General features: G+C 65.6%; 17 protein-coding genes. 15 read left to right on the forward strand and 2 right to left on the reverse strand.

Features of this window, described 5'->3' with window-relative positions:
- The first annotated feature begins 137 nt into the window (after window positions 1-137).
- Window positions 138-10,043 (forward strand): hemagglutinin repeat-containing protein, encoded by a 9,906-nt coding sequence (locus tag QFZ47_RS24305; protein ID WP_307658075.1) that lies wholly within the window; start codon window positions 138-140, stop codon window positions 10,041-10,043.
- 412 nt (window positions 10,044-10,455) lie between these two features.
- Here the strand turns inward: QFZ47_RS24305 and QFZ47_RS24310 are convergent, their stop codons facing one another.
- On the reverse strand, window positions 10,456-10,917 hold the full coding sequence (locus QFZ47_RS24310; protein WP_307658076.1) for a hypothetical protein: 462 nt from the start codon (window positions 10,915-10,917) through the stop codon (window positions 10,456-10,458).
- Here QFZ47_RS24310 and QFZ47_RS24315 point away from each other — a divergent pair.
- The 4 genes from QFZ47_RS24315 (at window position 10,910) to QFZ47_RS24330 (ending at window position 14,986) form a co-directional block, all read left to right on the forward strand.
- Window positions 10,910-11,116, forward strand: a complete 207-nt coding sequence (locus QFZ47_RS24315) for a hypothetical protein (protein WP_307658077.1) — start codon at window positions 10,910-10,912, stop codon at window positions 11,114-11,116. The genes QFZ47_RS24310 and QFZ47_RS24315 overlap by 8 nt on opposite strands.
- A 269-nt stretch (window positions 11,117-11,385) precedes the next feature.
- A complete protein-coding gene (locus QFZ47_RS24320; RefSeq protein WP_307658078.1) occupies window positions 11,386-11,976 on the forward strand; it encodes a hypothetical protein in 591 nt (196 codons plus the stop codon).
- 79 nt (window positions 11,977-12,055) lie between these two features.
- Window positions 12,056-13,783 carry a ShlB/FhaC/HecB family hemolysin secretion/activation protein gene (locus QFZ47_RS24325; protein ID WP_307659005.1) on the forward strand — a complete coding sequence of 576 codons (1,728 nt, stop codon included), beginning with the start codon at window positions 12,056-12,058 and terminating at the stop codon, window positions 13,781-13,783.
- Between the two features lie 18 nt (window positions 13,784-13,801).
- The gene (locus tag QFZ47_RS24330; RefSeq protein WP_307658079.1) at window positions 13,802-14,986 is read left to right on the forward strand and encodes a hypothetical protein; all 1,185 of its coding nucleotides are present in this window, start codon (window positions 13,802-13,804) and stop codon (window positions 14,984-14,986) included.
- Window positions 14,987-15,223: 237 nt separating this feature from the next.
- Here QFZ47_RS24330 and QFZ47_RS24335 read toward each other — a convergent pair whose 3' ends face one another.
- Window positions 15,224-16,198 carry a LysR family transcriptional regulator gene (locus tag QFZ47_RS24335; protein ID WP_307658081.1) on the reverse strand — a complete coding sequence of 325 codons (975 nt, stop codon included), beginning with the start codon at window positions 16,196-16,198 and terminating at the stop codon, window positions 15,224-15,226.
- A 130-nt stretch (window positions 16,199-16,328) separates the two neighbouring features.
- Here QFZ47_RS24335 and QFZ47_RS24340 point away from each other — a divergent pair, with 130 nt between their 5' ends.
- From QFZ47_RS24340 to QFZ47_RS24385, 10 genes are read left to right on the forward strand one after another with little or no spacing between them, the layout of a single operon-like run.
- A complete protein-coding gene (locus QFZ47_RS24340) occupies window positions 16,329-17,786 on the forward strand; it encodes a form I ribulose bisphosphate carboxylase large subunit (RefSeq protein ID WP_307592608.1) in 1,458 nt (485 codons plus the stop codon).
- Between the two features lie 30 nt (window positions 17,787-17,816).
- Window positions 17,817-18,236, forward strand: a complete 420-nt coding sequence (locus tag QFZ47_RS24345; RefSeq protein ID WP_124958015.1) for a ribulose bisphosphate carboxylase small subunit — start codon at window positions 17,817-17,819, stop codon at window positions 18,234-18,236.
- A 36-nt stretch (window positions 18,237-18,272) separates the two neighbouring features.
- Window positions 18,273-19,205: a CbbX protein gene (cbbX, locus tag QFZ47_RS24350; RefSeq protein WP_307658082.1), complete on the forward strand. Its 933-nt coding sequence runs from the start codon at window positions 18,273-18,275 to the stop codon at window positions 19,203-19,205.
- Window positions 19,202-20,005: an HAD-IA family hydrolase gene (locus QFZ47_RS24355; RefSeq protein ID WP_307658083.1), complete on the forward strand. Its 804-nt coding sequence runs from the start codon at window positions 19,202-19,204 to the stop codon at window positions 20,003-20,005. Before cbbX ends, QFZ47_RS24355 begins: the two co-directional genes overlap by 4 nt.
- Window positions 20,006-20,710, forward strand: a complete 705-nt coding sequence (gene rpe / locus QFZ47_RS24360) for a ribulose-phosphate 3-epimerase (RefSeq protein WP_307658084.1) — start codon at window positions 20,006-20,008, stop codon at window positions 20,708-20,710.
- Complete coding sequence (locus QFZ47_RS24365) at window positions 20,707-21,429, forward strand: HAD-IA family hydrolase (RefSeq protein WP_307658085.1); 723 nt, start codon at window positions 20,707-20,709, stop codon at window positions 21,427-21,429. Before rpe ends, QFZ47_RS24365 begins: the two co-directional genes overlap by 4 nt.
- Before the next feature lie 18 nt (window positions 21,430-21,447).
- Window positions 21,448-22,521 carry a class 1 fructose-bisphosphatase gene (locus QFZ47_RS24370; RefSeq protein WP_307658086.1) on the forward strand — a complete coding sequence of 358 codons (1,074 nt, stop codon included), beginning with the start codon at window positions 21,448-21,450 and terminating at the stop codon, window positions 22,519-22,521.
- A 45-nt stretch (window positions 22,522-22,566) separates the two neighbouring features.
- Complete coding sequence (locus tag QFZ47_RS24375; protein WP_307658087.1) at window positions 22,567-23,445, forward strand: phosphoribulokinase; 879 nt, start codon at window positions 22,567-22,569, stop codon at window positions 23,443-23,445.
- A 54-nt stretch (window positions 23,446-23,499) separates the two neighbouring features.
- Complete coding sequence (tkt, locus tag QFZ47_RS24380) at window positions 23,500-25,539, forward strand: transketolase (protein WP_307658088.1); 2,040 nt, start codon at window positions 23,500-23,502, stop codon at window positions 25,537-25,539.
- Window positions 25,536-26,717: a phosphoglycerate kinase gene (locus QFZ47_RS24385; RefSeq protein WP_307658089.1), complete on the forward strand. Its 1,182-nt coding sequence runs from the start codon at window positions 25,536-25,538 to the stop codon at window positions 26,715-26,717. Before tkt ends, QFZ47_RS24385 begins: the two co-directional genes overlap by 4 nt.
- The last annotated feature ends 31 nt before the right edge of the window (window positions 26,718-26,748 follow it).

A 26,748-nucleotide genomic window follows, 5' to 3' on the forward strand; every position in this document is an offset into this window, starting at 1 on the left:
GCGCTTCATTTTTTTGACATTTCTTACGAGAACCCCCCTAGACAATTCGGACCCGCTGACTTGGCTGTCAGCGATCCAGCATATCGCCTGTTGCGACGTGTGTTGCTGCCATGTTGAGCGGTCAGGGAGAGGAAGAGATGAACAAGAATTTCCACCGGGTGATCTGGAGTGCCGCGCGCGCGATGCGCGTCGTCGTTCACGAGGCGGCGACCACCACCGGTAAGGGCTCTTCCAAGGCGATCACGATCACCAAGGGCGTGTTCGCCGGCGTTGCAGCCGTTGCGCCCATATTGTTGGGTTTCTCGCTCGCGGGACTGCTGGCGGCGCCCTATGCGCAAGCCCAGATCGTCGCCAACCCCATGGCTCCCGGCGCCCTGCGCCCCACGATCCTCGTGGCGCCGAACGGCGTGGGTGTCGTCAACATCACCACGCCCTCGGCCGCCGGCGTTTCCAGAAACCAATACATCCAGTTCGACGTTAACGGCCGGGGCGTCATCGTCAACAACGCACGAAGCAATGTGCAGAGCCAGTTGGGCGGCTGGATCAATGGCAACCCCTATTTGGCCACCGGCCCGGCGCGCGTCATCCTCAACGAGGTGAACTCCTCCAATCCGTCGTACGTCAACGGCCCGGTGGAAATCGCGGGCCAGCGCGCGGAGTTCATCCTGGCCAACCCGTCCGGCATCGCCGTGAACGGCGGCACCTTCATCAACTCTTCTCGCGTGACCCTGACGACCGGCACGCCGCAGTTCAATGCCTTGGGCGGCCTGGACGCCTATGTGGTACGCGGCGGCAATGTCACCGTGGGCAGCGGCGGGCTCGACGCGACCCGCGCCGACCTGCTCACGCTGATCTCGCGCGGGGTGGTCGTCAACGGCGGAATCTGGGCCAACGACCTCAAGCTGGTGGCCGGGGCCAATGTGGTGAGCGCCGATGCGATGAACGTCACGCCCACGACCGGCACCGGTCCCGCGCCGAGCTACGCCATTGACGTGGCGCAGCTCGGCGGCATGTATGCCGGGCACATCCAGTTGCTGGCGAATGAGGCCGGCATCGGTGTGCGCAACGCGGGCGCGATCCAGGCCTCGGCAAGCGCCGGCGTGGCGGGCCTTGCCGGGCTCGGTCAACTCGTCGTGACTTCGGCCGGCCGACTCGAGAACACCGGCACGATCCAGGTCACGGCCAATGCGAACCTCTCGGCCTCGGCGCTCGCCAACAGCGGCACTGTCTCGGGCGGCAGCAACCTCAAGGTCACGACACAAGAGAATCTGACCAACGCGCTCAACGGAGCCGGCGGCACGCTCGAAGGCCAAGGCATTCAACTCGCCAGCACGGCAGGCGACATCGACAACCGCGGCGGCACCATCCGCCAGACCAGCGGCGTGGCGCTGACCCTTGCTGCGCCCACGGTGAGCAACACCCGCGGCGGAGTGATCGGTCTCGAGCCCGCCCCGGCGCCGACGGCTGGAACGGGCGGAACGGCCGGCACCGGCACCACTTCGGGCGGCACCACCGGCACGGGATCGACCTCGTCCGGCGGCACCACGACGGCGACCGGCGGGACGACAACCACGACCACTGCGCCGGTGCCCATCGAGCCGGGCACCATCACCGCCGCCGGAGCGCTTCGCAACGATGGCGGCAAGATCTACGCGGGCGGCCCGATCACGCTGCAAAGCGCCAACCTGATCAACAGCGGCGGCACCTTGAGCGTCGCGAGCATGGCGCTGAGCCAGCCGAGCTTCTCCAACCACGGGGGCACCCTGAACGTCTCCAGCGCGTTCACCGGCAGCCTGGGCACCTTCGACAACTCGGCAGGGACGCTGAACGCCGGCAGCCTGGACATCGCCACCAGCGGCGACGTCGTGAACACCGACGGCGTGCTGACCAGCGCGACCGACGCGAACCTCTCCGTGGGCGGCACACTCGAGAACACGCGAGGAACGATCACGGCGACTGGTGCGCTGACCGCCAACGTGGCTGGCGCGATCAGCAACACGGGCGGCACCCTGGCCTCCAACCAGGCCCTGGCACTCACCGGCCAGTCCCTGAACAACAGCCAAGGCACCATTCAGTCGGCTGGCGGTAACGTCCAGCTCACCCTCGGCCAGCAGTTGCTGAACACCGATGGCCATATCGCCAGCGGCACGAACCTCGCGATCCAGACCGGCAGCCTCGAGGGCAGCAGCGGGCACCTTCAGAGCACCGGCGACCTGTCCATCACCGCCGCGCAGGGCCTGAGCGCCACCGGCACCACCGTCGCGGGCGGCAACGCCATGCTGCAAGGCGCCTTCGTCGATCTCTCCGGCAGCCAGACCGGCGCCGCCAATATCGCGATCACCGCCACCCAGGGCAACGTGACCACCAGCGGCGCCACCGTGGCCACGCCCGGCACCCTGGCCATCACGGCCAACGCACAACTCGGCCAGACGCTCGTGAACAGCGCCGGCCAGCTGAACGCCGGCCAACTGCAGATCAATGTCTCGAACCTCGCCAACACCAACGGCGGCCAGATCGTGCAGACCGGCACCGGCGCCACAGTGCTCGCCGTCAGCGGCGGCATCGACAACTCGAACGGCCGCATCGCCAGCAACGGCCAGGACCTGAGCCTCAGTGGCGCCACCATCACCAACACCGGCGGCGGCATCGAACATGCCGGCACCGGCACGCTCAGCATCGCCGGTGGCAGCTACAGCGGCGCCAACGGCCAGATCACCGGCAACGGCGCACTGGCAGTGGCTGTGTCCGGTGCGTTCAATCAGGACGGCGGCACCACCTACGCCCGGCAGATCGACCTGAGCGCGGGATCCCTGAGCAACCAGGGCGGCAGCCTCGTGCAGGCCGGCAGCGGCGCCACCACGCTGGCCGTGGGCGGGCTGCTGAACAACAACGCGGGCACCATCGCCAGCAACGGCCCCATCGCCGCGAGTGCAGGGTCGATGAGCAACCAAGGCGGCACGCTGCAGGCGGCCGGCAGTTCCGACCTGAGCCTCACGGTCGCCAACCAGCTCGACAACTCGGCTGGCGGCAAGATCCTCGCGGGCGGCAACGCCACCGTCGCGGCCGGCAGCCTCAAGAACGACGCCGGAAGTTTGACGGCTGTCGGGGACCTGGCCGTCACGGTCGCCGGGGCCGCGACCAACGTCGGCGGCACACTGGCGGCCAACGGCAACACCACGCTGACAGCCGGCACGCTGGACAACAGCAGCGGCACGACCGCGGCCGTCACCGGCAACCTGAGCGCCACGACCACCGGTGCGACGACCAACAACGGCGGCACCTTGCAAGCCGGCGGCGCCGCCACCTTGAGCAATGGCGGCCTGATCAACCAATCGGGCAAGGTCTTCGGCAACAGCCTGTCCGTGAACACCCACGGCAACACGCTGGACAACACGCAAGGCACCCTGGCCGCGACCACCACGGTAGCCACCAGTTCGGGAATGCTCTTGAACGACGCCGGCCTGATCCAGTCGAGCGGGACCATGACCGTCAACACGAACGGTCAAAGCCTGAGCAACACCCATGCGGCCGGCTACACCAACGGCCAGGGCGGCATCACCAGCGGCGGCGCGCTCGACCTGAAGACCGGCGCCATCAACAACGCTACCGGCTTCATCGGCGCGAAGAACACGTTGACCGCCAGCACCCAGGCGTTCTCCAACGCGGGCGGCGGCGTGGTGCTCGGGCAGTCCACCGTCGCCATCAACACCAATGGAAGCACCTACGACAACAGCGGCGGCCAGACCCTGGCCGCGGGCGATCTGGGCATCGCCGCAGGAACGCTGACCAACACCGGTGGCCTGATCCGCTCGGCGGCCACGACGACGCTGAACGCCGGCAGCGTCGTCAATACGAACACGCGCGGTACCGACCAGGGCATCGAGGGCCGGAACGTCGCCATCGGCACTGGCAACCTGAACAACAACGCGGGCGCCATCCGGGCCGACCTCAACGCCACGATCACCAGCGGCGGCACGGTCGACAACACGAACGGCCTGATCTCCGCGGGTGACACGCTCAAGATCGTGGACCCCAACGCGGCCACGCCCAGCGCCAAGACCCTGAACCTGATCAACACCGGCGGCACGCTGGTCGCGGACAAGAGCCTGCAGATCGATGCCGCCACCTTCAGCGGTGACGGCCAGCTCGTCTCCGGCCAGGATCTCTCCGTCGCGCTCACGCAGGACATCGTCAACAACGCCGAGGTGATCGCGAATGGCAACCTGAGCTACACCACCACGGGCCACTTCACGAACAACGGCAAGCTGCTCGCGGGCCAGACGCTGACGGTGGTCGGCCACGACATCGACAACACCGCCAATGCAGAGATGTCGGGGACGAACACCACCGTCAACGCCGCCGGCACCTTGACCAACCGCGGGCTGATCGACAGCGCCGGCACCACCCGCCTCAATGCCGGGGCCGTGAACAACGTCGGCACGGGCCGCATCTATGGCAACGACATCTCGATTGCCGCCGGCACGCTGCTCAACGACATCGAGACCCTCGACGGCGTGACCAAGTCGGGGACGATTGCGACGCGCAACACCCTGAACATCGGCGCGGCCACCATCACCAACCGCGAACATGCGCTGATCTTCAGCGGCGGCGATATGGCCATTGGCGGCGCCCTGGATGCCGCCGGCAAGGCCACCGGCCAGGGCGGCACGCTCAACAACCTGAGCGCCACCATCGAATCGCTGGGCAACATGTCGATCTCGATGGCGCAGATCAACAACTGGGACACGCACATCAAGCTGGGGCCGCAGGCCACCACGACGACGCAGGTGGTCAGCGTCGCACCGGTCGGCGGCGGAGGCTTCTACACGCTCGACCAGGTCGTCGTCATTCCCGGCCAGCCCTTCGTGTGGGCGCGCAACCCCGACGGCTCCACCGGCGCCTTGCTGTACAGCAACGGCTACGGCATTTGGACCACCACCTCCACGACCACGGCCGATACCGCCATCAACGCCGATCCGGCCCTCATCTCCTCGGGCGGCGACATGACGCTCGTGGGGGCCGTCTACAACCGGGACAGCCGCATCATTGCCGGCGGCACGCTGACCGCAGCCAACGTCACCAACGAGGCCCTGAAGGGGAACTACCGGACCACCAGCTTCTCGACCGTGGTCAATGACAAGGGACAGCAACAGCCGATTGTTCTCGGGCCGACAAAAAACGGAACGGTCGATGTCGGCGCGTTCGAGTACATCGACCACGTCAACGCCACCAGTGGCTACAACCCGGGCACCGCGGCCACGGGATCCACCGGCGCGAGCGGCGGTGGGGCTGGCAGCGCCACCGGCGGCACCCGCACGGGCACCATCGTCGAGGTGGCCGCCAACGTCGGCGGCGTTGCAGGCGCGGGTGGCGCCGGCGCCGGCGCCTCGGGCGGCGCCAACGGCGGCAGCGGCCAGGCCATCCCGCTGGTGGTGCGCACCAGCACGCCGAACGTGGGCCTTCCCACGGCCAGCCTGTTCAGCCTTCATGCCGGACCTGGCGGTTATCTGGTCGAGACCGATCCGCGCTTTGCGAACTACCGCGCCTGGCTCAGCAGCGACTACCTGCTGAACAGCCTCGGGCTCGATCCGAACCACACGCTCAAGCGGCTGGGTGATGGCTTCTACGAACAGAAGCTCATCCGCGAGCAGGTGGCGCAGCTCACGGGCTACCGCTTCCTGGACGGCTTCAGCAGCGACGAAGACCAGTACACCGCGCTGATGAACGCGGGCGTGACCTTCGCGAAGCAATATGGCCTGCGCCCCGGCGTGGCGCTGACGGCTGCGCAGATGGCGCAGCTCACCAGCGACATCGTCTGGCTGGTCGAGCAGACGGTGACCCTGCCGGACGGCAGCACGCAGCGGGTGCTCGTTCCGCAGGTCTATGTGCGCGTGCGGCCCGGCGATATCGATGGATCGGGGGCGCTGCTGAGTGCGGACGCGACGGTCATCAAGAGTTCGGGCGACCTGGTCAATACCGGGACCATCGCCGGGCGGACGCTCGTGTCGATCAACGCCGAGAACGTCAACAACCTGGCCGGCGGCCGGATCGCGGGCGGCAGCATCGGCATCAACGCGCGCAACGACATCAACAACATCGGTGCCAGCATCACGGCGAGCGACGCTGCGGTGCTGACGGCGGGGCGCGATATCAACGTGCGGACGACGACGGCTTCCGGCGCCACCGGCAACAGCAATATCGACCGGGTGGCCGGCGTGTATGTGGCCAACCCCGGTGGCGTGCTCATTGCGTCCGCAGGCCGTGACGTCAACCTGGTCGGTGCCGCACTGACCAGTGCGGGCGCCGCATCGGTGGGCGCGGGCCGCAACATCAACCTGGGCACGGTCACCGAGTCGAGCACCGCGTCCGCCCTCGGGCAGGGGATCGCGGGTCTGGCCAGCCAGAGCCGCGAGGTCGGCTCGGTCATCCAGGGGCAGGACAACGTGCGCCTGGCGGCCGGCAACGACATCAACATCCGTGCCGGCGCTGTCGCCAGTGTCGATGGCGCCTTGATTGCCACCGCGAAGAACGACATCAACCTCACGGCGGGGCAGTCCACGACCAGCGTTTCGACAGCCACGCAGAAGTCCTCCAAGAGCCTGTTCAAGAAGAGCAGTTCCAGCACCTTCGACAGCACCAGCACCACGGACGTGCTCTCCAGCAGCCTGAGCGGCAAGACCGTGGCTGTCGTGGCAGGCAACGACATCAACCTCCAGGCCGCGCAACTCCATTCCGACGAGGCCATGGGGCTGTCGGCTGGCCGCGACATCAATCTCACCACGGCCAACCGGACGAACCAGGAGATGCATGCCGCGCAAAGTCGAAGCAGCGGCACGGTCTTCGGTCAGGCCCTCGCCGGCGCCACATTCGCCGGAGATGCGACCGCGATCGCCATTGCGGGCAACAAGAAGTCCTCCAATCATGCTGAAGCCAGCATCAGCACCCAGGCCATCGGTACCAGTATTTCGGCCGGTAGCCTACAGACCGTGAGCGGGCGCGACACCACCTTGCAGGGAGCCACGGTCGTCACAGACAACGACATCACGATGATGTCCGGGCGCAACCTCACCATCGAGAGCGCACAGAACACCCGCGTCGAGACCAGCTACGACGCCAACGGCAAGTCCGGGATGGTGGGCACCTGGTACAACCCGGCCATCGGTAACGTCAAGGGCTCCCAGGCGAGCGCAACCGCCAGCACGACCCAGCAGGCCAGCCAGGTCGCCAGCCTCGCAGGCAACGTGACCTTGGTGGCGGGCAATGAATACCGGCAGATGGCCAGCAGCATCATGGCTGCCGGGCAGGCGGGGCCGCTTGTCGGCGGTGACGTCAACATCCTCGCGAAGAACGTCGTCATTAACGAGGCCTACAACACCACGCAAACGGTCACTCTCGACAAGAGCTCCAGCACCATCGTGGGCGGCAGCGCCAGCTTCATGGGTGTCAGCACTGACACGCTGAAGGGCGCCTCCAGCACGATCAAGGCCATGGGCGATACCGGCGATGGCCGGATGCAGGCCCTGGGTGCCGTCAATCTGGCCATGAGCGGCAAACAGGCGTATGACGCGGCCCAGGCCATTGGCGGCACGGGACAACTGAGCTACGGCGTGAGCGTGAACGTCAGCCGCAACACCAGCCAGAGCCAGAGTTTCACGAACAGCAGCGAGGCCGTGGGTTCCAGCGTGGTGGGCGCGAACAACGTCAACATCGTGGCAACGGGGGGCGGCAAGGGCTCCAACATCCAGGCGATCGGCTCCACCATCGCAGCGGGCAACACCGTCAATCTGGCGGCAGACAACGATGTGATATTGGAGGCCAGCCGCAACACCAGCCTGACGGCCGGCCGGAACGAGAGCCATGGGGCCAACGTTGGTGTCACCTTCGGCGCAGGCGCGCAGAACGGCTTCAGCATTCAGCTCGGGGTAAGCAACGGCAAGGGCAAGAACGACCAGAACGACGTCAGCTACAACGCCACCCAGGTCAGCGGCGGCAAGGCCGTCAACATCAATTCGGGTGGTGACCTCAACATGCGCGGGGCCACGGTCGAGGCCAATCGCGTCACGGCCGATGTCGGCGGCAATTTGAATATCGAGAGCCTGCAGGACATAAGCGTGGGCCAGTCGCGCCAGAGCAGTTCGGGCTTCAATGTGAGCCTGTGCATTCCGCCGATCTGTTATGGCGTGGTTGCAACGGTCGGCGCCAGCGCGGCCGGGGCCAAGGCCAATGGGGTCTTCGTCAGCCCGGCCGTGCAGTCGGGTATCAAGGCCGGGGACGGCGGTTTCGATGTGAAGGTCGCGGGCAATACGGACCTGAAGGGTGCAGTGATCGAGAGCACCCAGGCGGCCATCGATGCGGGCAAGAACAGCTTCAGCACCGGCGGTGCACTGACGATGAGCGACCTGCAGAACGTGAGCCAGTCGAGTGGCAGCAGCTACTCGGTCAGTGGCAGCGTGGGCGTCGGGTACACCGAGGCGCCGAAAGCCGCGACGGACGCCGCACCGGCTAAAGAGATGTACTCGGCATGGTCCGGCCCGAACAGCCGCCCCGGTGGCGGTGCGGGCGTGGGCAGCGTCAGCGGCAGCAATCAGAACAGCGTCACGAGGTCCGGCATCTCCGGCATTGCGGGCGATCAGAGTGTGAGGACAGACAACAACGCCAGCGCAGGCACGTTGATCAAGGACTGGAATACGCAGACCATCATCAAGGATGTGCAGGCGCAGGCGCAACTCTCGGCGCAGTTTGGACAGAACGCAAGCAAGGCGGTTGGCGAGTACGCCAACGGCAAGATGAAAGAGGCCAGCGATTTGTACGACCGGGCGGCTGGAGAAGCCGACCCAGAGAAGAAGGCCGCACTGTATGCGCAGGCTGACCAGCTGGAAAACAACTGGAAGGAGGGCGGCGCCTATCGCATCGCGGCGCACGCTGCCGTCGGCGGCCTGACAGGCGGGGCCGGGGGAGCCGCCGGTGCGGCTGCGTCCAGCATTGCCATTCCCGCGATTGGAGAACAGATCGCGAACCTTGATTTGCCTGTGCCAATCAAGCAGGCCTTGGTGATGGCGACGGGCGCAGCGATCGGTGCGGCAGCGGGAGGGACAGCAGGCGCCGCAGGTGCCTTCAACGAAACGTCGAACAACTATCTGACAGCTACCGATCTGCGCAATCGACAGCAGAAGATTGACGGCTGTCGTGCGAGAAAGGACCCTGCCTGCGAGGTCGACGTACTGCGCGCCTATGACCTCAGGAGCGCCGTAAACACCGGTGAGTTGAAGGGATCATCCCTCATCGAAAAGATGGGGCTGGAGAGTGTTCGCGCCGGCTTGGAGCAACTGTTGCTCGACCCTGCAGCCAACGACGAAACGAAAGTCCAGGCCCGCCGTAGCCTCAAGGAGGTCAATACAGCGATCAACGTGATCGACAAAGCGCCCGTTCTGAAGGACGCAGCGGCGGTGGGGCTGATTGCCGTGGATGTGGCCACCCTTGGAGAGCTTGCCATCGCAAAGGCTCTGACCACAGGCATCGTCAAAGAGTTCGTTCTGAGTCGGACAGGCAAAGCGATTTCTGATGATGCTGCCGCTCGGATTGCGAACAATTTCTACAGAGATGGAACGGCATCTCCTCAAGCGCTAGCCACGACAAGCGGGACGATCATCCAACCTAATCCTTCGAAGACAACCACAGTCCTTGGCACTTTCCGCGATGATATGGACAACATCATCAATACCCAAATGCAAATTCCAAGCTTGCCGAATTTTGCCGCCCCAAAACCAGGGGGATTCAATGTATTAAATGTTCCAGGCGATGTTTTTGAGCAAATGAACAAGATAAGTCCAACGGCCTTTTGGGACCAAGTCAACAAACCATTTTTAGATGCGGCAATAGCGCGTGGTGATGATATCGTGCTCGCCACGGCTCCGGATCCAACCAAGGCCTGGAATATGTTCAAGCCCGATGGAAGCCTCACGGGTTTTGGGCGCGAGGTTCAGTACTTGCAGGGCAACGGATATACGTATAACGCCTTTACGGGGAAAATGGTGAGGCCATGAAAGACAAAATGCTAGATTTTGATCCCTACGCGTATGCGGCTGCAGAGTTTGAGTTTTTAACAAAATTGGGATTTGAAAAGAAAGAAGTGGACGGAAGAGTCGATTTCATATCTCAAGACTTTAACTACGTTTTGCTTAGAGGTAGATACGGAGAAGGACCCGAGGAAAAGTTAATATTTCTTCCTGAAAGTGTCGAGGCCCCATCTGTTTACACGGGCCTTCAATATTATTTAGACGACTATTGGAGCGCTTGGAGGAGTGCTGAAATGCAGATCGATATAGCTCACCCTGACGCTCGGAGAATTAGTACTTGCTGCCTTCTTCTAGAGAGCAACGACTGGCTGCTGACTGATCCTAAGTGGATGCGGGATTCCGCATTTCTTAGCGCCTGTCAAAGACTGAAAAATTGGTTTCAGCAGAGCTTGAGTTCCGGGAGATTTCCGCCCGCGGAAGAGGTTACTGCGCAATTGCGCAGGATGAAATCGACCTGATCGTCGCAGGCGTCCCGCAGGGAGATGTAGTCGCCGCCGATGGTGCCGTAGAAGTAGGTGTCGCGCTTCATTGTGTCGAGCACCGCGGGTTCGCCCGCCGGCACGATCAGGTCTCCGAGCATGTTGGTGCTGGAGACCCGGCCGTAGTTGGGGCGCAGGTTGCAGCAGGTGTATCCGGTGATTGGCTGGATCGGGCGCGTGGCACAGCTGGACAAAAGGCCCGTGGGCAAGGCGACAACGACGACCGCATGGCGGGGGGAAATATGTGACAGCTTCATGTGTTTTGTGAGCGAAGCGGCCAAATGCAGGCCAGAGTATTGAAGTGGGGAGTCGAAGAGAGCAACCGATTCAGAGGCCATATGAAAGCTAATTTTCATGACCATGACGATTCACCTTGAACTCGCCGGGACCATTGGCGGACGCGAGGATTACCGAAGTCACTCCGAGGATGTGGAGCTCTTCGACGCAGCGATGCTTGAGTCGCTTCGTACAAAACACTGCGCGAAAGACTGGTGGCTGGTCAACTGGTACATCACGGAAAAGCGGGGTTTTAACGAAAGTGCTCCCGCGAAATCCGAATAGTCGATGTGCTGATAACAAATTGCGAGTTCGAGTCTGCATTGCATAGTCGGTTGGGGAACAGGATTGCTTCCGGAAAATCATCTTCCAAGGACCTGAACACCAACACTGGGTGCTACTGGACGGTGCAGGAAGACGAGCCGGTCGATGTGCTCTTCGGTGACGATGGCACCGTGGGCGGGTTCTCCGGCAGCCGTCGACAGTTCGAACGATCGAATTCAAATGGGTGACCGACAGACGGCTTCGCCGCACTACCCGATACGACAGCAAAGATGAAACACCCTGGAATTTTTTTCGCCGCCATTGCCACCGCAATGCTTTCGGCATGCACCTATAGCGAGATCAACCCCAACGCTGCGCTCGTCGACATCCGCGCCAACAACGGCTATGACGAGTTGCGCGATGTCGAGCCAGGCACAGCCAGGCTCATCTTGCGAGCATCGGGGTCGGGCTACCCCGCACATTTCTCTGTCAGTACCTCACCGCAGGCCTGTCAGAACTTCGCCTCTCTGGGCAGCGTGGCTTACGCCGGCCGCGGCATCGTGTACCCGTGGATCGCCAATGCCGTGCAACGCGGCCGCAGGACGAAGCCCTATCTCGTTTATGAAGCCAAGCCCGGGGAGCCAATCCAGGTGAGCGGCTATGGCTCCTGGGCGGATGGCACGGGCTCTGGCTATCGCACCGGCAATTGCGGTCCAATGACGGCGAGATTCATCCCGCAAGACGGACGCGCCTATACCGCCGAGTTCGTGTGGGGCGGCAAACCGGCCTGCAGCTTGGCCATCATGGATGCCACTGACCCGGATGCTCCGGCGTCCGTTCCGTTGCAAGCCATCCCGGGGTGCCCCGCGCCATCTCGCTGAAGCAATTGCCCGTCAGGGCCTCAGCCAAAAAACAAAGAAGAGGGAGTTCCACTTGAAGCACAACCTGCTGGTCGCCGTAATGGCGGCGGGGCCACTGTGGGCGCTGGCCCAGCAATCGCCCACCACCCCCCGCCCCTTCGTCGAGCAACAACGCCAGCAGGAACGCGAACGCGCCCTGCGCGAGCAGAACGAGCGCACGATCGACCAGCGACTGCAGGCCGCGCCGCCCGCGCCCACCCAGCGCATACCCGAGACCGAGTCTCCGTGCTTCCGCATCGACCGCGTGCTCCTGGTCGGCGAGCAATCCGAGGCCTTCCAATGGGCTGTCTCTGATCTTTCAGGGCCGGACGGCAACGATTCACCCCTCGGCCGGTGCCTGGGCACCGCCGGCGTGAACGTGGTGCTCGCACGCGCCCAGCAGGCGGCCATTGCGCGCGGCTTCGTCACCACCCGCGTGCTGGCCGCGCCCCAGGACCTGTCCACCGGCACCCTGACCCTCTCGCTGGTACCCGGGCGCATCGCGGCCATTCGCCTGACGCCGGATTCTTCCTCGACCTTGTTCGGCAGTTCCGCCTTGCTGGCCACCGCGATTCCCGCGCAGATCGGTGACTTCCTGAACCTGCGCGACATCGAGCAGGGGCTGGAGAACCTCAAGCGCGCGCCCACGGCCGAGGCCGACATCCAGATCGAGCCCTCGACTGCCCCCGATGCCAGGCCGGGCGACAGCGATCTGGTGGTCAAGTACGTGCAGGCCCGCAAGGTTCGCCTGACCCTGAGCCTGGACGACAGCGGCACCGAGGCCACCGGCCGCTACCAGGCCGGGGCCACGGTGTCGGTGGACAACCCCTTCGGGCTGAACGACCTGTTCTACGTCAGCGCCAACCACAGCATCAACAACCATTTCCTGTCGGAACCGAGCTACGGCACCGAAGGCCAGACCGCGCACTACTCGCTGCCCTACGGCTACTGGATGCTGGGCTTGACGGCCTCCAACAGCCAGTACCACCAGAGCGTGGCGGGTTTCAACGGCCCCATCATCTACGCCGGCAAGTCCAACAACGCCGAAGTAAAGCTCTCGCGCCTGGTGTACCGCGACCAGAGCCGCAAGACGACGCTGGCGCTCAAGGGGTTCCGCAGGGAGTCGCGCAGCATCATCGAAGACACAGAGGTTCCGGTGCAGCACCACGTGGTCGGCGGCTGGGAACTGGGCCTGAACCACAAGGAGTTCATCGGCGAGGCCACGCTGGAGGGCACGCTGGCGTTCAAGCATGGCACGGGCGGCTTTGGCGCCAGGACTTCGCCGCAGGAGATCTACCACCGCAACAACCCCAGCGAGCCGCTGGAGGGCACCTCGCGCATGAAGCTCTACACGGCCGAGCTGAGCCTGAACGCGCCATTCAAGCTGGGCGAGCAGAAGCTGCGCTATTCGGGGCTGGTGCGCGCGCAGTGGAACCGCACGCCGCTGATGTCGCAGGACCGGTTTGCCATCGGCGGGCGCTACACGGTGCGCGGCTTCGATGGCGAGACGAGCCTGATGGGCGAGCGGGGCTGGCTGATTCGCAACGACATCGGGTGGGGCATGGGGCAGAGCGGGGCGGAGCTGTATGTCGGCGCCGACTACGGGCATGTCGGCGGGCGTTCGACCGCGGACATGCTGGGCCGCAGCCTGGCGGGTGCGGTGGTCGGGGTGCGGGGGCAGTGGAGCAAGTTGAGCTATGACTTCTTCATGGGGGCGCCGATCCGCAAGCCGGAGGGATATCGCACGGCCAAGACCACCTTCGGCTTCAATCTCAACGCAAGTTTCTAACCACAGGGAATGACAAATATGAAAAAACAAACGATTGCAAAAGCGGTTGCTTTGCTCGCCATCGGCGCGCTGCACGGCTGCGGAGGAGGAGGAGGAGGCGGCGGTGGTGGCGCTCTTCTTCCAATCGCCGCCGCGCCCGCAGCAGCGCCTGCACCGAGTTCCGATCCTGCGCCCGGCACTGCCCCGGCACCTTCGCCGGCTCCAGCGCCAGCGCCAGCCCCGTCTCCCATTACTTCAATGAAGCGTGCACTCGACACGGTCAACCCCGTTGCGGCCAATGGCGAGCTTGACGTTCAGTTGTCTATCGACCTCGCCACAGCTTCTTCGGTCACGTACACGCTCGAGAATCCCGATGGCAGCAACGTCGTCGCCGTCACTCAACTCGGCGGAACGGCCGGTGTGTTCTTTCCGCGGACGACCGCGTTGGTCAAGCTGTGGATGCCCAAGATCGCACCCGGCTCCTACGTGTTGCGGGCCAAAGGCCAAGTCGTGGACATGAACACGGCGACGTCGAGCTATGTCGAGGCAACCCTGCCTATCCAACTGAATTCGCTGTCGCTGAATATGGCGAGCTTGAGCTACTCCAGTGGTCTGATCATTGGTGGATCATCGCGCCTCATGCCCCTGACCTACACCAGCGCGTTGGACGGAACCTTGTTCGTCTACCCGATGGGACAGGCTTCCGGTGTCTGTGCCACGAAGACCGCGACAGAACTTCCAAGCGTGCCGAACGTCAAGACCTTCGCAGTCACCGGTTCCCAAAACTATTCCACCAGCACTTTCGGCCCCGCCTCGTCGCTGGCCGATGCCGACACGGCATGCCTGCAGTTCGCGCGGACGAGCGACGCGATGGCCGAGGCGCCATATACCTTCAATTTCCGCTACATGTCCCTGCCGACATCTGGCGATCTGCTCTTCTCTCTCGAAGCGGATCCCGCCACGGTACCCAAAGAAAATCTCAGCCTGCTCTCGATGCCACGCGATGGAAACTCCAGTGGCTTCTTCAACTGGTTGGAACGGCGTCAAGTCTTTACCTCCGGTGATGTGCTGCAACAGGCAACCTCCAACAGCTCGCGTATCAGTCTCGAGCAAGCTGGCAGCGCCTGGCAATACAAGCTTGCCGCGCCTGTCGCGACCGACCACCCGTTCTATGTTGCAAAAGTCGAAGGTCGGCCACCAATGGTCTTTTTTGTGAAGCCCTGAGCACGGCGTTCGGGCAAACTCTTTCTTGGCGGACTCAGACACGCGTTGACGGTTGGAACTTGAACAAATCGTTCAGCGCCGAGCACTACGGAAAGTGTGCGCTGGACCGCCAAGAGCAGTTGCAGCAGATGACCGGCGTGAGGCTCATACACCCGGCGAGGCGATGGATCGCGACGACGCGTGTCGGCGACAGGCGAAGAGCGGCCAGTGGTTGTGTGCCGAGATTGAGCGAAAGGCTCAAGCGCCCCGCACACTGCGTTTCTTTGCGGCAGTACGTGCCGCCGGCAGCGTACCGAGCTGCCGCTCGATCTGCGCCTGGCCATGCGTGCGCAAATACTCTTCGAACGCCAGCGCCACCTGCGGCAGCTGACGCGACGCCAGGTGCATCACATACCAGTCGCGCACCACCGGGTTGCCCGGCACCGGCAGCACGCCGAGCAGGCCCGCGTTCATTTCGAGCACGCAGGTGTGCATCGACAAAAACGCAATGCCGAAGCCCGCGGCGCACATCTGCTTGATGGCCTCGTTGCTCGACAGCTCGGAGCCGATGCGCAGCGGCAGGCCGTGGTCCTTGAAGAAGCGTTCGACCGTGGTGCGCGTGCCCGAGCCGCGCTCGCGCACCAGCATGCGCGTGTCCGAGAGCAGGGCGATGCTCGGCTTGGCCGCCGACATCAGCGGATGCGAAGGCGCCGCGAGAAAAGCCATCGGGTGCTTGGCGAAGGCGCTGGAGTCGGTCTTCAGCTCCGCAGGCGGGCGGCCCATGATGGCGATGTCGATCTCCTGGCCCGCGAGCATGCGCACGATCTCGTCGCGGTTGCCGACCTGCAGCTTGACCTTCACCTTCGGATGTTCCTTGGCAAAGTTCACCAGGATGGGCGGCAGCAGGTACTCGGCCGTGGTGATGGCGCCCACGCGCAGCGTGCCCGAGAACACGCCCTGCAGCATGGCCATCTCGTCGCCAGCCTCTCGCCACAGGTCGAGGATGCGGCCGGCATAGCCCGCCAGCAATTCGCCCGCCTCGGTCAGCCGGATGCCGCGGCCCGTGCGCTGCAGCAGCGGCGTGCCGGCCGACTCCTCGAGTGTGCCGATCTGTATCGACACCGCGGGTTGCGTCAGGTGCATTTCGTCTGCAGCAAGTGAAACGCTGCCGAGCCGCGCCACGGCGTGGAAGGTGGCGAGCTGGCGAAAGCTCGCGTGCTTGGAAAGAGGCATGCCGTGATATTAGGTTTGGCAAATGTGAATGTCAAAAGATTTAATTTTTCTTTATCTTTCATGCGGCCTACATTCACTTCACCAGACAGCACCAAACCCCTTCCTTTTCGAGAGGCACTCCATGGGCAACATGAACGAAGCAATCCAGATCACCGACGCCAAGAAGCGTTACTCGGCCGGTGTGCTCAAGTACGCGCAGATGGGCTACTGGGACGGCGATTACGTGCCCAAGGACACCGACATCCTCGCGCTCTTCCGCATCACGCCGCAGGAAGGCGTGGACGCCATCGAGGCCGCCGCTGCGGTGGCGGGCGAATCGTCCACCGCCACATGGACCGTGGTGTGGACCGACCGGCTCACCGCCTGCGACATGTACCGCGCCAAGGCCTACAAGGTGGAGCCAGTGCCCAACAACCCGGGCCAGTACTTCTGCTACGTGGCCTACGACCTCTCGCTGTTCGAGGAAGGCTCCATCACCAACGTGACGGCTTCCATCATCGGCAACGTCTTCAGCTTCAAGCCGCTGAAGGCCGCGCGGCTGGAGGACATGAAGTTTCCGGTGGCCTACGTCAAGACCTTCCCCGGCCCGCCGACCGGCATCGTGGTGGAGCGCGAGCGGCTCGACAAGTTCGGCCGGCCGCTGCTGGGCGCCACCACCAAGCCCAAGCTCGGGCTCTCGGGCCGCAACTACGGCCGCGTGGTGTACGAGGGCCTGCGCGGCGGGCTCGACTTCATGAAGGACGATGAGAACATCAACTCACAGCCGTTCATGCACTGGCGCGACCGCTTCCTGTTCGTGATGGACGCGGTCAACAAGGCCAGCGCCGCCACCGGCGAGGTCAAGGGCAGCTACCTGAACGTCACGGCCGGCACCATGGAAGAGATGTACCGCCGCGCGCAGTTCGCCAAGGAACTGGGCTCGGTGATCGTGATGGTCGACCTGGTCATCGGCTACACGGCCATCCAGTCGATGAGCAACTGGTGCCGCCAGAACGACATGATCCTGCACCTGCACCGCGCGGGCCACGGCACCTACACGCGGCAGAAGAACCACGGCGTGAGCTTCCGCGTCATCGCCAAGTGGATGCGCCTGGCCGGCGTGGACCACATCCATGCGGGCACGGCGGTCGGCAAGCTCGAGGGCGACCCGATGACGGTGCAGGGCTACTACAACGTCTGCCGCGACACGCACACCAAGGTCGACCTGCCGCGCGGCATTTACTTCGACCAGGACTGGGGCGCGCTGCGCAAGGTGATGCCGGTGGCTTCGGGCGGCATCCATGCCGGCCAGATGCACCAGCTGCTCGACCTGTTCGGCGACGACGTGGTGCTGCAGTTCGGCGGCGGCACCATCGGCCATCCGCAGGGCATCCAGGCCGGGGCCACCGCCAACCGCGTGGCGCTCGAAGCCATGGTGCTGGCACGCAACGAGGGCCGCGACATCGCCAACGAGGGACCGCAGATCCTGCGCGACGCGGCCAAGTGGTGCACCCCGCTGGCGGCAGCGCTCGACACCTGGGGCGAGATCTCCTTCAACTACGCCTCCACCGATACCTCGGACTACGTGCCGACGCCGTCGGTGGCCTGAACCCGCTTTCCAGATCCAGGAGCAACAGACATGCGAATCACACAAGGCACCTTTTCCTTCCTGCCCGACCTGAGCGACGAGCAGATCAGCCGCCAGGTCGAGTACTGCCTCGACAAGGGCTGGGCCATCGGGCTCGAATACACCGACGACCCGCATCCGCGCAACACCTTCTGGGAGATGTTCGGCAACCCGATGTTCGACATCAAGGATGCGGCCGGCGTCATGCTCGAACTCGCGGCCTGCCGCAAGACCTTTCCGCAGCAGTACATCCGCGTGACGGCGTTCGACTCGACGCACGGCACCGAGTCGGTCGTGATGTCCTTCATCGTCAACCGGCCATCCAACGAACCGGGCTTCCGCCTGATCCGCTCGGAGGAGCCGGGCCGCACGATCCGCTACAGCATCGAAAGCTATGCGGTGCAGGCGCGGCCCGAAGGCAGCCGGTACTGATCGAAATCCGCCGCACGGGCATTGCCAGAGGCACGCATGGACGCCACCGAATCCCCCGCCACCACGGCCGCGATTGCCACCGCGCCGAAGCAGCTCTTCGAGTCTTCGGGCGTGAAGGCACTGCTCGACCAGCTCGACGCCGAGCTGATCGGGCTGGCGCCGGTCAAGGGCCGTATCCGCGACATCGCGGCGCTGCTCTTGATCGACAAGCTGCGCCAGGAACAGGGGCTGCAGTCGCAGCCGCCTTCGCTGCACATGTCGTTCACCGGCAACCCGGGCACCGGCAAGACCACGGTGGCGATGCGCATGGCCGAGGTGCTCAAGCAGCTGGGCTACGTGCGCAAGGGCCACCTGGTGGCGGTGACGCGCGACGACCTGGTGGGCCAGTTCATCGGCCACACGGCGCCCAAGACCAAGGAAGTGATCAAGAAGGCGATGGGCGGCGTGCTGTTCATCGACGAGGCCTACTACCTCTACCGGCCCGAGAACGAGCGCGACTACGGGCAGGAATCGATCGAGATTCTGCTGCAGGTGATGGAGAACCAGCGCGACGACCTGGTGGTGATTCTTGCGGGCTACAAGGACCGCATGGAGACTTTCTTCAGCAGCAACCCGGGCATGGCCTCGCGCATTGCGCACCACATCGATTTTCCGGACTACAGCGAGGCCGAGCTGATGCAGATCGCGCAGCTCATGCTGGGGCGGCTGAACTACAGCTTCGACGACGGCGCGGCCTCCACCTTCGGGCGCTACGTGAGCCTGCGCCGTCGCCAGCCGCACTTTGCCAATGCGCGATCGATCCGCAACGCGCTCGACCGCATCCGGCTGCGCCACGCCACGCGCCTGTTCGGCAGCGAGAACGCGCTGACGCGCGAGCAGCTCTGCACGCTCCAGGCGCAGGACATCCTGGCGAGCCGCGTGTTCAATCCGCCGGCGGACGCCGCGCAAGCCGAAGGAGAAAAGAGATGAGCATCGAAGCCCTCGTCTTCGACGTCGACGGCACCCTGGCCGACACCGAGGAAGTGCATCGCATGGCCTTCAACCTCGCGTTCGAGCAGCTCGGCCTCGACTGGCACTGGAGCCAGGCCGAATACCGGTCGCTATTGGCGATCACGGGCGGCAAGGAGCGCATGAAGGCCTACATCGATTCGCTGCCCCTGGGCGCATCGGAGAAGAAGCGGCTGCACGAACGCGTGCCGGCCATTCATTCAGCCAAGACGCAGCACTACACCGACATCGCGCGGCGCGGCGGCATCGAACTGCGCACCGGTGTGCTGCGATTTCTCGAGGAAGCCCAGAACGCCGGCCTGCGCCTGGCCATTGCCAGCACCACCACCGCCGTCAACATCGACGCGCTGCTGCAGGCCACGCTGGGCCCGCGCGGCCTCACGATGTTCGACGTGATCGCCTGCGGCGACCAGGTGCGCGCAAAGAAGCCCGCATCCGACATCTACCTGCTGGCGCTCGACACGCTGGGCGTGCCGCCCGAGCGCGCGATCGCCATCGAGGACTCGCCCAACGGGCTGCGCTCGGCCCTGGGTGCCGGCCTCTGGACGCTGGTCACGCCCACCTTCTGGACCGAGGGCAGCGATTTCAGCGGCGCCGGGCTGGTGCTGCCGAGCCTGGGCGACCCCACGCAGCCGCTGGCCGGCGAGCCCGGCGGACGCCTGGCGCGCGCGGCGTGGCTCGGCATCGATGAACTGTTGCAAATGGCCACCGCGGCCCCGCCGCTGAATGCCGTGCAGGCGCTCTACCGTGAGGACTGTTAGATGCAGAACAAAAAAAACGCCATGCGGATCGCACCCAGCCTGCTGTCGGCCAACTTCGCGCGGCTCGGCGAAGAGGTCACGGCGGTCATCGAAGCCGGTGCCGATCTGATCCATTTCGATGTCATGGACAACCACTATGTGCCAAATCTGACAATCGGCCCGCTGGTCTGCGAGGCCATCAAGCCCTACGCGACGGTGCCGATCGACGTGCACCTGATGGTCAAGCCGGTCGATGCGCTGATCCCGATGTTCGCGCAGGCCGGCGCATCGATCATCTCGTTCCACCCCGAGGCCAGCGAGCACATCGACCGCACGGTCCGGCTGATCCGCGACAGCGGCTGCAAGGCCGGCCTGGTGCTCAACCCCGCCACGCCGCTTGCGGTGCTCGACCATGTGCTGGACCAGCTCGACCTGGTGCTGCTGATGTCGGTCAACCCCGGCTTCGGCGGCCAGAGCTTCATCGAGAGCGTGCTGCCGAAGATCGAGGCGGTGCGCCGCCGCATCGATGCCAGCGGGCGCGAGATCTGGCTCGAGGTCGATGGCGGCGTGAAGCCCGACAACGCCGCGCGCATCGGCGCCGCGGGGGCCGACACGCTGGTGGCGGGCTCGGCCGTGTTCAACGGCGGGCGCTACCGCGAAGCCATTGGCGCCATCCGCGCGCAGGCGCTGCAGGGCCGCCAGTCGATGGAAAGGTGTCCCGCATGACGAAAGACCTGCGCGGCATCGACGCGATCGCCTTCGACCTCGACGGCACGCTGGTCGACAGCGCGCCCGACATCCGCGAAGCCCTGAACACCGCGCTCGAAGAGGCCGGACTGGCCCGCTTCGAGCTGGACACCGTGCGCGCGTGGATCGGCGACGGCCCCGATGCGCTGATCCTCCAGGCGCTGCGCGAGCACGGGCTCGGTGGCAGCGAGGCGCTGCGCGGCCGGCTGCGCAAGTCCTTCGATGCCGCCACGCTGGCGGCGCCCTTGAAGTTCGGCAGCGTGTTCGAGGGCATTGCCGAACTCGTCGCGGGCCTGCGCCGCACGCTGCCGATGGTGGTGGTCACGAACAAGCCGACGCAGTTGGCACGCGCCGTGCTGGATGCTGCGGGTTTGCTGCCGGCCATGGCGGGGGTCTACGGCGCGGATGCCGCGGCACAGCGCAAGCCCGCGCCCTTCCTGCTGCAGGCCGCGGCACGCCAGCTGGCTGTGGAGCCCGCACGGCTGCTGATGGTGGGCGACGGCCCGGCCGACCTGCTTGCCGCGCAGGCAGCGGGCTCGCCGGCGGCGCTGGTGGCCTGGGGCTATGGCGGCCATGCGGCCGTGGCGGGAGCGGCGCCGGCCTGGCGCGTCGCGACGCCGCAGCAACTGCTGCTGACGGCACGCGAGTCGCGTGCGGTCCGCCGCGACGAAGAAACGACGACGACCAGATTTTTTTGAATCAACCAGGAGACGAACATGCCCATTGCAGGCAAGGCCACGCTGACCCAGTACATCATCGAGGAGCGCCGCCGCCACCCCGGTGCCACGGGCGCGCTCAACGCGCTCATCACCGACGTCTCCCTTGCCTGCAAGGCGATCTCGCGCAAGGTGGCGCTCGGCGCGCTGGGCGACGTGCTCGGCAGCGCGAGCACGCAGAACGTGCAGGGCGAGGAACAGAAGACGCTCGACGTGCTGAGCAACGACATGTTCCTGCGCGCCAACGAGTGGGGCGGCCACGTGGCGGGCATGGTCTCGGAAGAGATGGAGGAGCCCTATCTGCCGCCGCAGCAGTACCCGCGCGGCAAGTACCTGCTGCTGTTCGACCCGCTCGACGGCTCGTCGAACATCGATGTCAACGTGGCGGTGGGCAGCATCTTCTCGATCCTGCGCGCGCCCACGCCCGAGGCCGATGCCAGGCCCGAAGACTTTCTGCAGCCCGGCACCGAGCAGGTCGGCGCCGGCTACGCGATCTACGGCCCCTCGACCATGCTGGTGCTGACGCTGGGCAACGGCACGCATGCCTTCACGCTCGATCCGCAGCTGGGCGAATGGGTGCTGAGCCATCCGAACCTGAGCATTCCGCGGCAGACCAGCGAGTTCGCGATCAACGCATCGAACAGCCGCTTCTGGGAGCCGGCCGTGAAGCGCTATGTCGACGAATGCCTGGCCGGCAAGGAAGGCCCGCGCGGCATCGACTTCAACATGCGGTGGATCGCCTCGCTGGTGGCCGAGACGCACCGCATCCTGATGCGCGGCGGTGTGTTCATGTATCCGCGCGACAGCAAGGAGTCGGGCCGCGACGGCCGCCTGCGGCTGCTCTACGAGGCCAATCCGATCTCGTTCCTGATCGAGCAGGCCGGCGGCATGGCCAGCACCGGCCGGCGCCGCCTGATGGCGGTGGAGCCGGAGTCGATTCACCAGCGCATCGGCTTCGTCTTCGGCTCGTCCGACGAGGTGGCGCGCGTGGAGGCCTACCACAGCGAGGAGCCGCAGGACACCTACCAGGCACCGCTGTTCGGCAAGCGCGGTCTCTTTGCGACCGCCGCCTGAACAAGGCCCGCCGCCCGCACCAGTTTTTCAATTCCCGAGGCCACCATGTCAGCCAAACATCCCATCGTTGCCATCACCGGCTCGTCCGGCGCGGGCACCACCTCCGTCACGCGAACCTTCGAAAACATCTTCCGCCGCGAGAGCGTCAAGGCGGCGATCGTGGAAGGCGACAGCTTCCACCGCTACGACCGCAATTCCATGAAGGTGGCCATGGCCGAGGCCGAGGCCGCCGGCAACCAGAACTTCAGCCACTTCGGCGAAGACGCGAACCTGTTCGCCGAACTCGAGGCGCTGTTCCGCGACTACGGCGAAGCGGGCGTGGGCCAGAGCCGCAAGTACCTGCACGACACGGTGGAAGCAGCGCCCTACAAGCAGGAGCCCGGCACCTTCACGCCGTGGGAAACGCTGCCCGACAGCGAACTGCTTTTCTACGAAGGCCTGCATGGCGGCGTGACCACCGGGAAGGTCGACATCGCGCGCCACGTCGACCTCTTGATCGGCGTGGTGCCGGTGATCAACCTCGAGTGGATCCAGAAGCTGCACCGCGACAAGAACACGCGCGGCTATTCGACCGAGGCCGTGACCGACGTGATCCTGCGCCGCATGAACGAGTACGTGCACTACATCTGCCCTCAGTTCACGCGCACGCACATCAACTTCCAGCGCGTGCCGGTGGTCGACACCTCCGACCCGTTCATCGCGCGCACCATCCCGAGCCCGGACGAGAGCCTGGTGGTGATCCGCTTCGCCAACCCGATCGGCTTCGACTTTCCGTACCTGCTGAGCATGCTGCACGACTCCTTCATGTCGCGCGCCAACACGCTGGTAGTGCCGGGCGGAAAGATGGAGCTCGCGATGCAGCTGATCTTCACGCCGATGATCCTGCGCCTCATGGAGCGGCGCAAGAAGTCCTACGCGATCTAGGGCGCGGGCGCTTCGAACCAACACCTCAGGCCAACGAACCAACCGGACCTTCGCATGACGATTGAAAACCTTGCCTTGCGCACGCAGTGCGCCAACGCCATCCGCGCGCTGGCCATGGACGCCGTGCAAGCCGCCAACTCGGGCCATCCGGGCATGCCCATGGGCATGGCCGACATCGCCGAAGCCCTGTGGCGGCATTGCCTGCGGCACGACCCGGCCGATCCGCACTGGATGAATCGCGACCGCTTCGTCGTTTCCAACGGCCATGGCTCGATGCTGCTGTATGCGCTGCTGCACCTGAGCGGCTATGCGCTGCCGATGGAGGAGCTGCGGCGCTTCCGCCAGCTGCATTCGCGCACGCCGGGACACCCCGAAGTCGGCGTCACGCCCGGCGTGGAGACCACCACCGGGCCGCTGGGGCAGGGCATCAGCAATGCGGTCGGCATGGCGCTGGCCGAGAAGCTGCTGGCCGAGGAATTCAACCGGCCCGGCCATGCGGTGATCGACCACCGCACCTACGTGTTCCTGGGCGACGGCTGCCTGATGGAAGGCATCAGCCACGAGGCCTGCTCGCTCGCGGGCACCTGGCGCCTGCACAAGCTGGTGGTGTTCTACGACGACAACGGCATCTCGATCGACGGCGAGGTCGGCGGCTGGTTCAGCGACGACACACCGGGCCGCTTCGAAGCCTACGGCTGGACCGTGCTGCGCGATGTCGACGGCCACGACGCCGCGGCGCTCGACGCAGCCATTGAAAGCGCCACCGCCGCGGACCGGCCGGTGCTGGTGTGCTGCAAGACACGCATCGGCCAGGGCTCGCCGAACCGCGCCGGTACTGCCAAGGCGCACGGCGAGGCGCTGGGCGAGGCCGAGATCGCGCTGACGCGGCAGGCGCTGGACTGGAGCGCCGCGCCCTTCGAGGTGCCGGCGGCCATCGCCGAGGCCTGGTCGGCGCGCGAAGCGGGCGCCGCGCTGCACAAGGCTTGGCAGGAACGCTTTGCGGCCTATGCACAGGAACATCCGGCGCTCGCTCGCGAACTGCTGCGGCGCCATCGCACCGATGCGCCGCTCACCGCGAAAGCCGAGGCGGCCCTGGATTCGGCCGCATCGGGCGCGGAGCAGCGCAAGGCATCCGTCGCCACGCGCAAGGCCTCGCAGCAGGTGCTCGACGAGGTCGGCCCCGCAATGCCCGAACTGATCGGCGGCTCGGCCGACCTCACGGGTTCGAACCTCACCGACTGGAAGGGCCACCGCGCGCTCAAGGGCGCGGGCACCGGCAACCACGTGCACTACGGCGTGCGCGAGTTCGGCATGGCGGCCATCATGAACGGGCTCGCGCTGCATGGCGGCTTCCGTCCCTTCGGCGGCACCTTCCTGACCTTTTCCGACTACGCGCGCAACGGCGTGCGCATGTCGGCGCTGATGAAGCTGCCGGTGATCTACGTCTTCACGCACGACTCGATCGGGCTCGGCGAGGACGGCCCCACGCACCAGCCAGTCGAGCATGCCTCGAGCCTGCGGCTGATTCCCGATGTCGACGTCTGGCGCCCGGCCGATGCCACCGAGACGGCCGTGGCCTGGCGGCAGGCGCTGCGCCGCGTCGACGGGCCGAGCTGCCTGCTGCTGACGCGCCAGGCGCTGCCGCATGCCGGCGACGCCGACGAGCGCATCGAATCCATCGCTCGCGGCGCTTACGTGCTGCGCCGCCCAGAGGCCGAGTGCGTGGCGCTGCTGGCAAGCGGCTCCGAAGTGGGCGTCGCATTGGCCGCGGCAGCCTTGCTCGCGCAGGAGGGCATCGAGGCGCGCGTGGTGTCCGTACCGTGCATGGACGTGTTCGAACGGCAGGACAAGGACTGGCGCCATGCGGTCATTCCGCGCCACCTGCCGCGCGTGGCGGTGGAGGCCGGCAGCACCGGGCTGTGGTGGAAGTTCGTCGGCGAATACGGCGACGTGGTCGGGCTCGACCGCTTCGGCGAATCGGCGCCGGCCGGCGAGCTCTTCAAGCTGTTCGGTCTGACCGCCGAAGTGGTGGCCGAGCGCGCCCGACGGCTGCTCGCGAACGCCGCGCTGGCCAGCATGAAAGAGGCCGCATGAGCTTCAACACGCTCGATCAGATCGACCTGCGCGGACAGCGCGTGTTCATTCGCTGCGACCTCAACGTGCCGCTCGATGCGTCGGGGCGCATCAGCGACGACACCCGCATCCGCGCCAGCCTGGGCGGCATTCGCCATGCGCTGTCGCAAGGTGCGCGCGTGATGGTGGCTTCGCACCTGGGCCGCCCGAAGGAAGGCAAGCTTGCACCCGGCGAGTCGCTGGCGCCGGTGGCCGAGCGGCTCGGCGAACTGCTGGGTACGCCGGTGGCGCTGATCGACGACTGGATCGACCGCCCGTTCGAGGTGGCACCCGGCCAGGTGGCGCTGCTCGAGAACTGCCGCGCGAACGTGGGCGAGAAGGCCAACGCCGAAGCCCTGGCGCGGCGCATGGCGGCGCTCTGCGATGTGTACGTGAACGATGCCTTCGGCACCGCGCACCGCGCCGAAGCCACCACCGAGGCGCTGGCGCGGCTCGCGCCCATTGCCTGCGCCGGTCCGTTGATGGCCTCGGAGCTCCACGCGCTCGGCCGCGCGCTCGCGAACCCCGCGCGGCCGCTGGCCGCGATCGTCGGCGGCGCCAAGGTGTCGACCAAGCTGTCGATCCTCGAATCGCTCGCGGCGCAGGTCGAGTGGCTGGTGGTGGGCGGCGGCATGGCCAACACCTTCCTGCTCGCGGCGGGCCATCCGGTCGGCCGCTCTCTCTGCGAGCCCGAGATGGTGGACACGGCGCGCGCCGTGGCCGCGGCGCTCTCGGCGCGCGGTGCGCGGCTCTTCATGCCGACCGACGTGGTCACGGCCACCGAGTTCTCGCCAACGGCGCGCGCGACGGTGAAGGCCGTGGCCGAGGTCGCGCCTGACGACATGATCCTGGACTTCGGCCCGGACTCGGTGGCGCAACTCGTCGCCATGCTCGGCCAGTGCAGGACCATCGTCTGGAATGGGCCGCTGGGCGTGTTCGAGATCGAGCAGTTCTCGCACGGCACACGCACGCTGGCCAACGCGATCGCGCGCATGGACGCGTTCTCGCTCGCGGGCGGCGGCGACACCGTAGCCGCCATCAACCAGTTCGAGGTGGAGGAGTGCATCGACTACGTCTCGACGGCGGGCGGCGCGTTCCTCGAATTCCTCGAAGGCAAGAGCCTGCCCGCGGTCAAGGCGCTCCAAAGCCGCCGGCACTGACTCGTCCCGTTCCCATTCCCACATCCACAGG

This window comes from Variovorax paradoxus (assembly GCF_030815975.1).
Taxonomy (GTDB): Bacteria; Pseudomonadota; Gammaproteobacteria; order Burkholderiales; family Burkholderiaceae_C; genus Variovorax; species Variovorax paradoxus_N.

Coding starts and splice junctions, on each gene's coding strand:
- QFZ47_RS24310 (WP_307658076.1), bottom strand. CDS start 10,917: ATGGTCATGAAAATTAGCTTTCATATGGCCTCTGAATCGGTTGCTCTC.
- QFZ47_RS24320 (WP_307658078.1), top strand. CDS start 11,386: ATGAAACACCCTGGAATTTTTTTCGCCGCCATTGCCACCGCAATGCTT.
- QFZ47_RS24305 (WP_307658075.1), top strand. CDS start 138: ATGAACAAGAATTTCCACCGGGTGATCTGGAGTGCCGCGCGCGCGATG.
- QFZ47_RS24345 (WP_124958015.1), top strand. CDS start 17,817: ATGCGAATCACACAAGGCACCTTTTCCTTCCTGCCCGACCTGAGCGAC.
- QFZ47_RS24370 (WP_307658086.1), top strand. CDS start 21,448: ATGCCCATTGCAGGCAAGGCCACGCTGACCCAGTACATCATCGAGGAG.
- QFZ47_RS24330 (WP_307658079.1), top strand. CDS start 13,802: ATGAAAAAACAAACGATTGCAAAAGCGGTTGCTTTGCTCGCCATCGGC.
- QFZ47_RS24385 (WP_307658089.1), top strand. CDS start 25,536: ATGAGCTTCAACACGCTCGATCAGATCGACCTGCGCGGACAGCGCGTG.
- QFZ47_RS24365 (WP_307658085.1), top strand. CDS start 20,707: ATGACGAAAGACCTGCGCGGCATCGACGCGATCGCCTTCGACCTCGAC.
- QFZ47_RS24355 (WP_307658083.1), top strand. CDS start 19,202: ATGAGCATCGAAGCCCTCGTCTTCGACGTCGACGGCACCCTGGCCGAC.
- QFZ47_RS24325 (WP_307659005.1), top strand. CDS start 12,056: ATGGCGGCGGGGCCACTGTGGGCGCTGGCCCAGCAATCGCCCACCACC.
- QFZ47_RS24340 (WP_307592608.1), top strand. CDS start 16,329: ATGAACGAAGCAATCCAGATCACCGACGCCAAGAAGCGTTACTCGGCC.
- tkt (WP_307658088.1), top strand. CDS start 23,500: ATGACGATTGAAAACCTTGCCTTGCGCACGCAGTGCGCCAACGCCATC.
- rpe (WP_307658084.1), top strand. CDS start 20,006: ATGCAGAACAAAAAAAACGCCATGCGGATCGCACCCAGCCTGCTGTCG.
- QFZ47_RS24335 (WP_307658081.1), bottom strand. CDS start 16,198: ATGCCTCTTTCCAAGCACGCGAGCTTTCGCCAGCTCGCCACCTTCCAC.
- QFZ47_RS24315 (WP_307658077.1), top strand. CDS start 10,910: ATGACCATGACGATTCACCTTGAACTCGCCGGGACCATTGGCGGACGC.
- QFZ47_RS24375 (WP_307658087.1), top strand. CDS start 22,567: ATGTCAGCCAAACATCCCATCGTTGCCATCACCGGCTCGTCCGGCGCG.
- cbbX (WP_307658082.1), top strand. CDS start 18,273: ATGGACGCCACCGAATCCCCCGCCACCACGGCCGCGATTGCCACCGCG.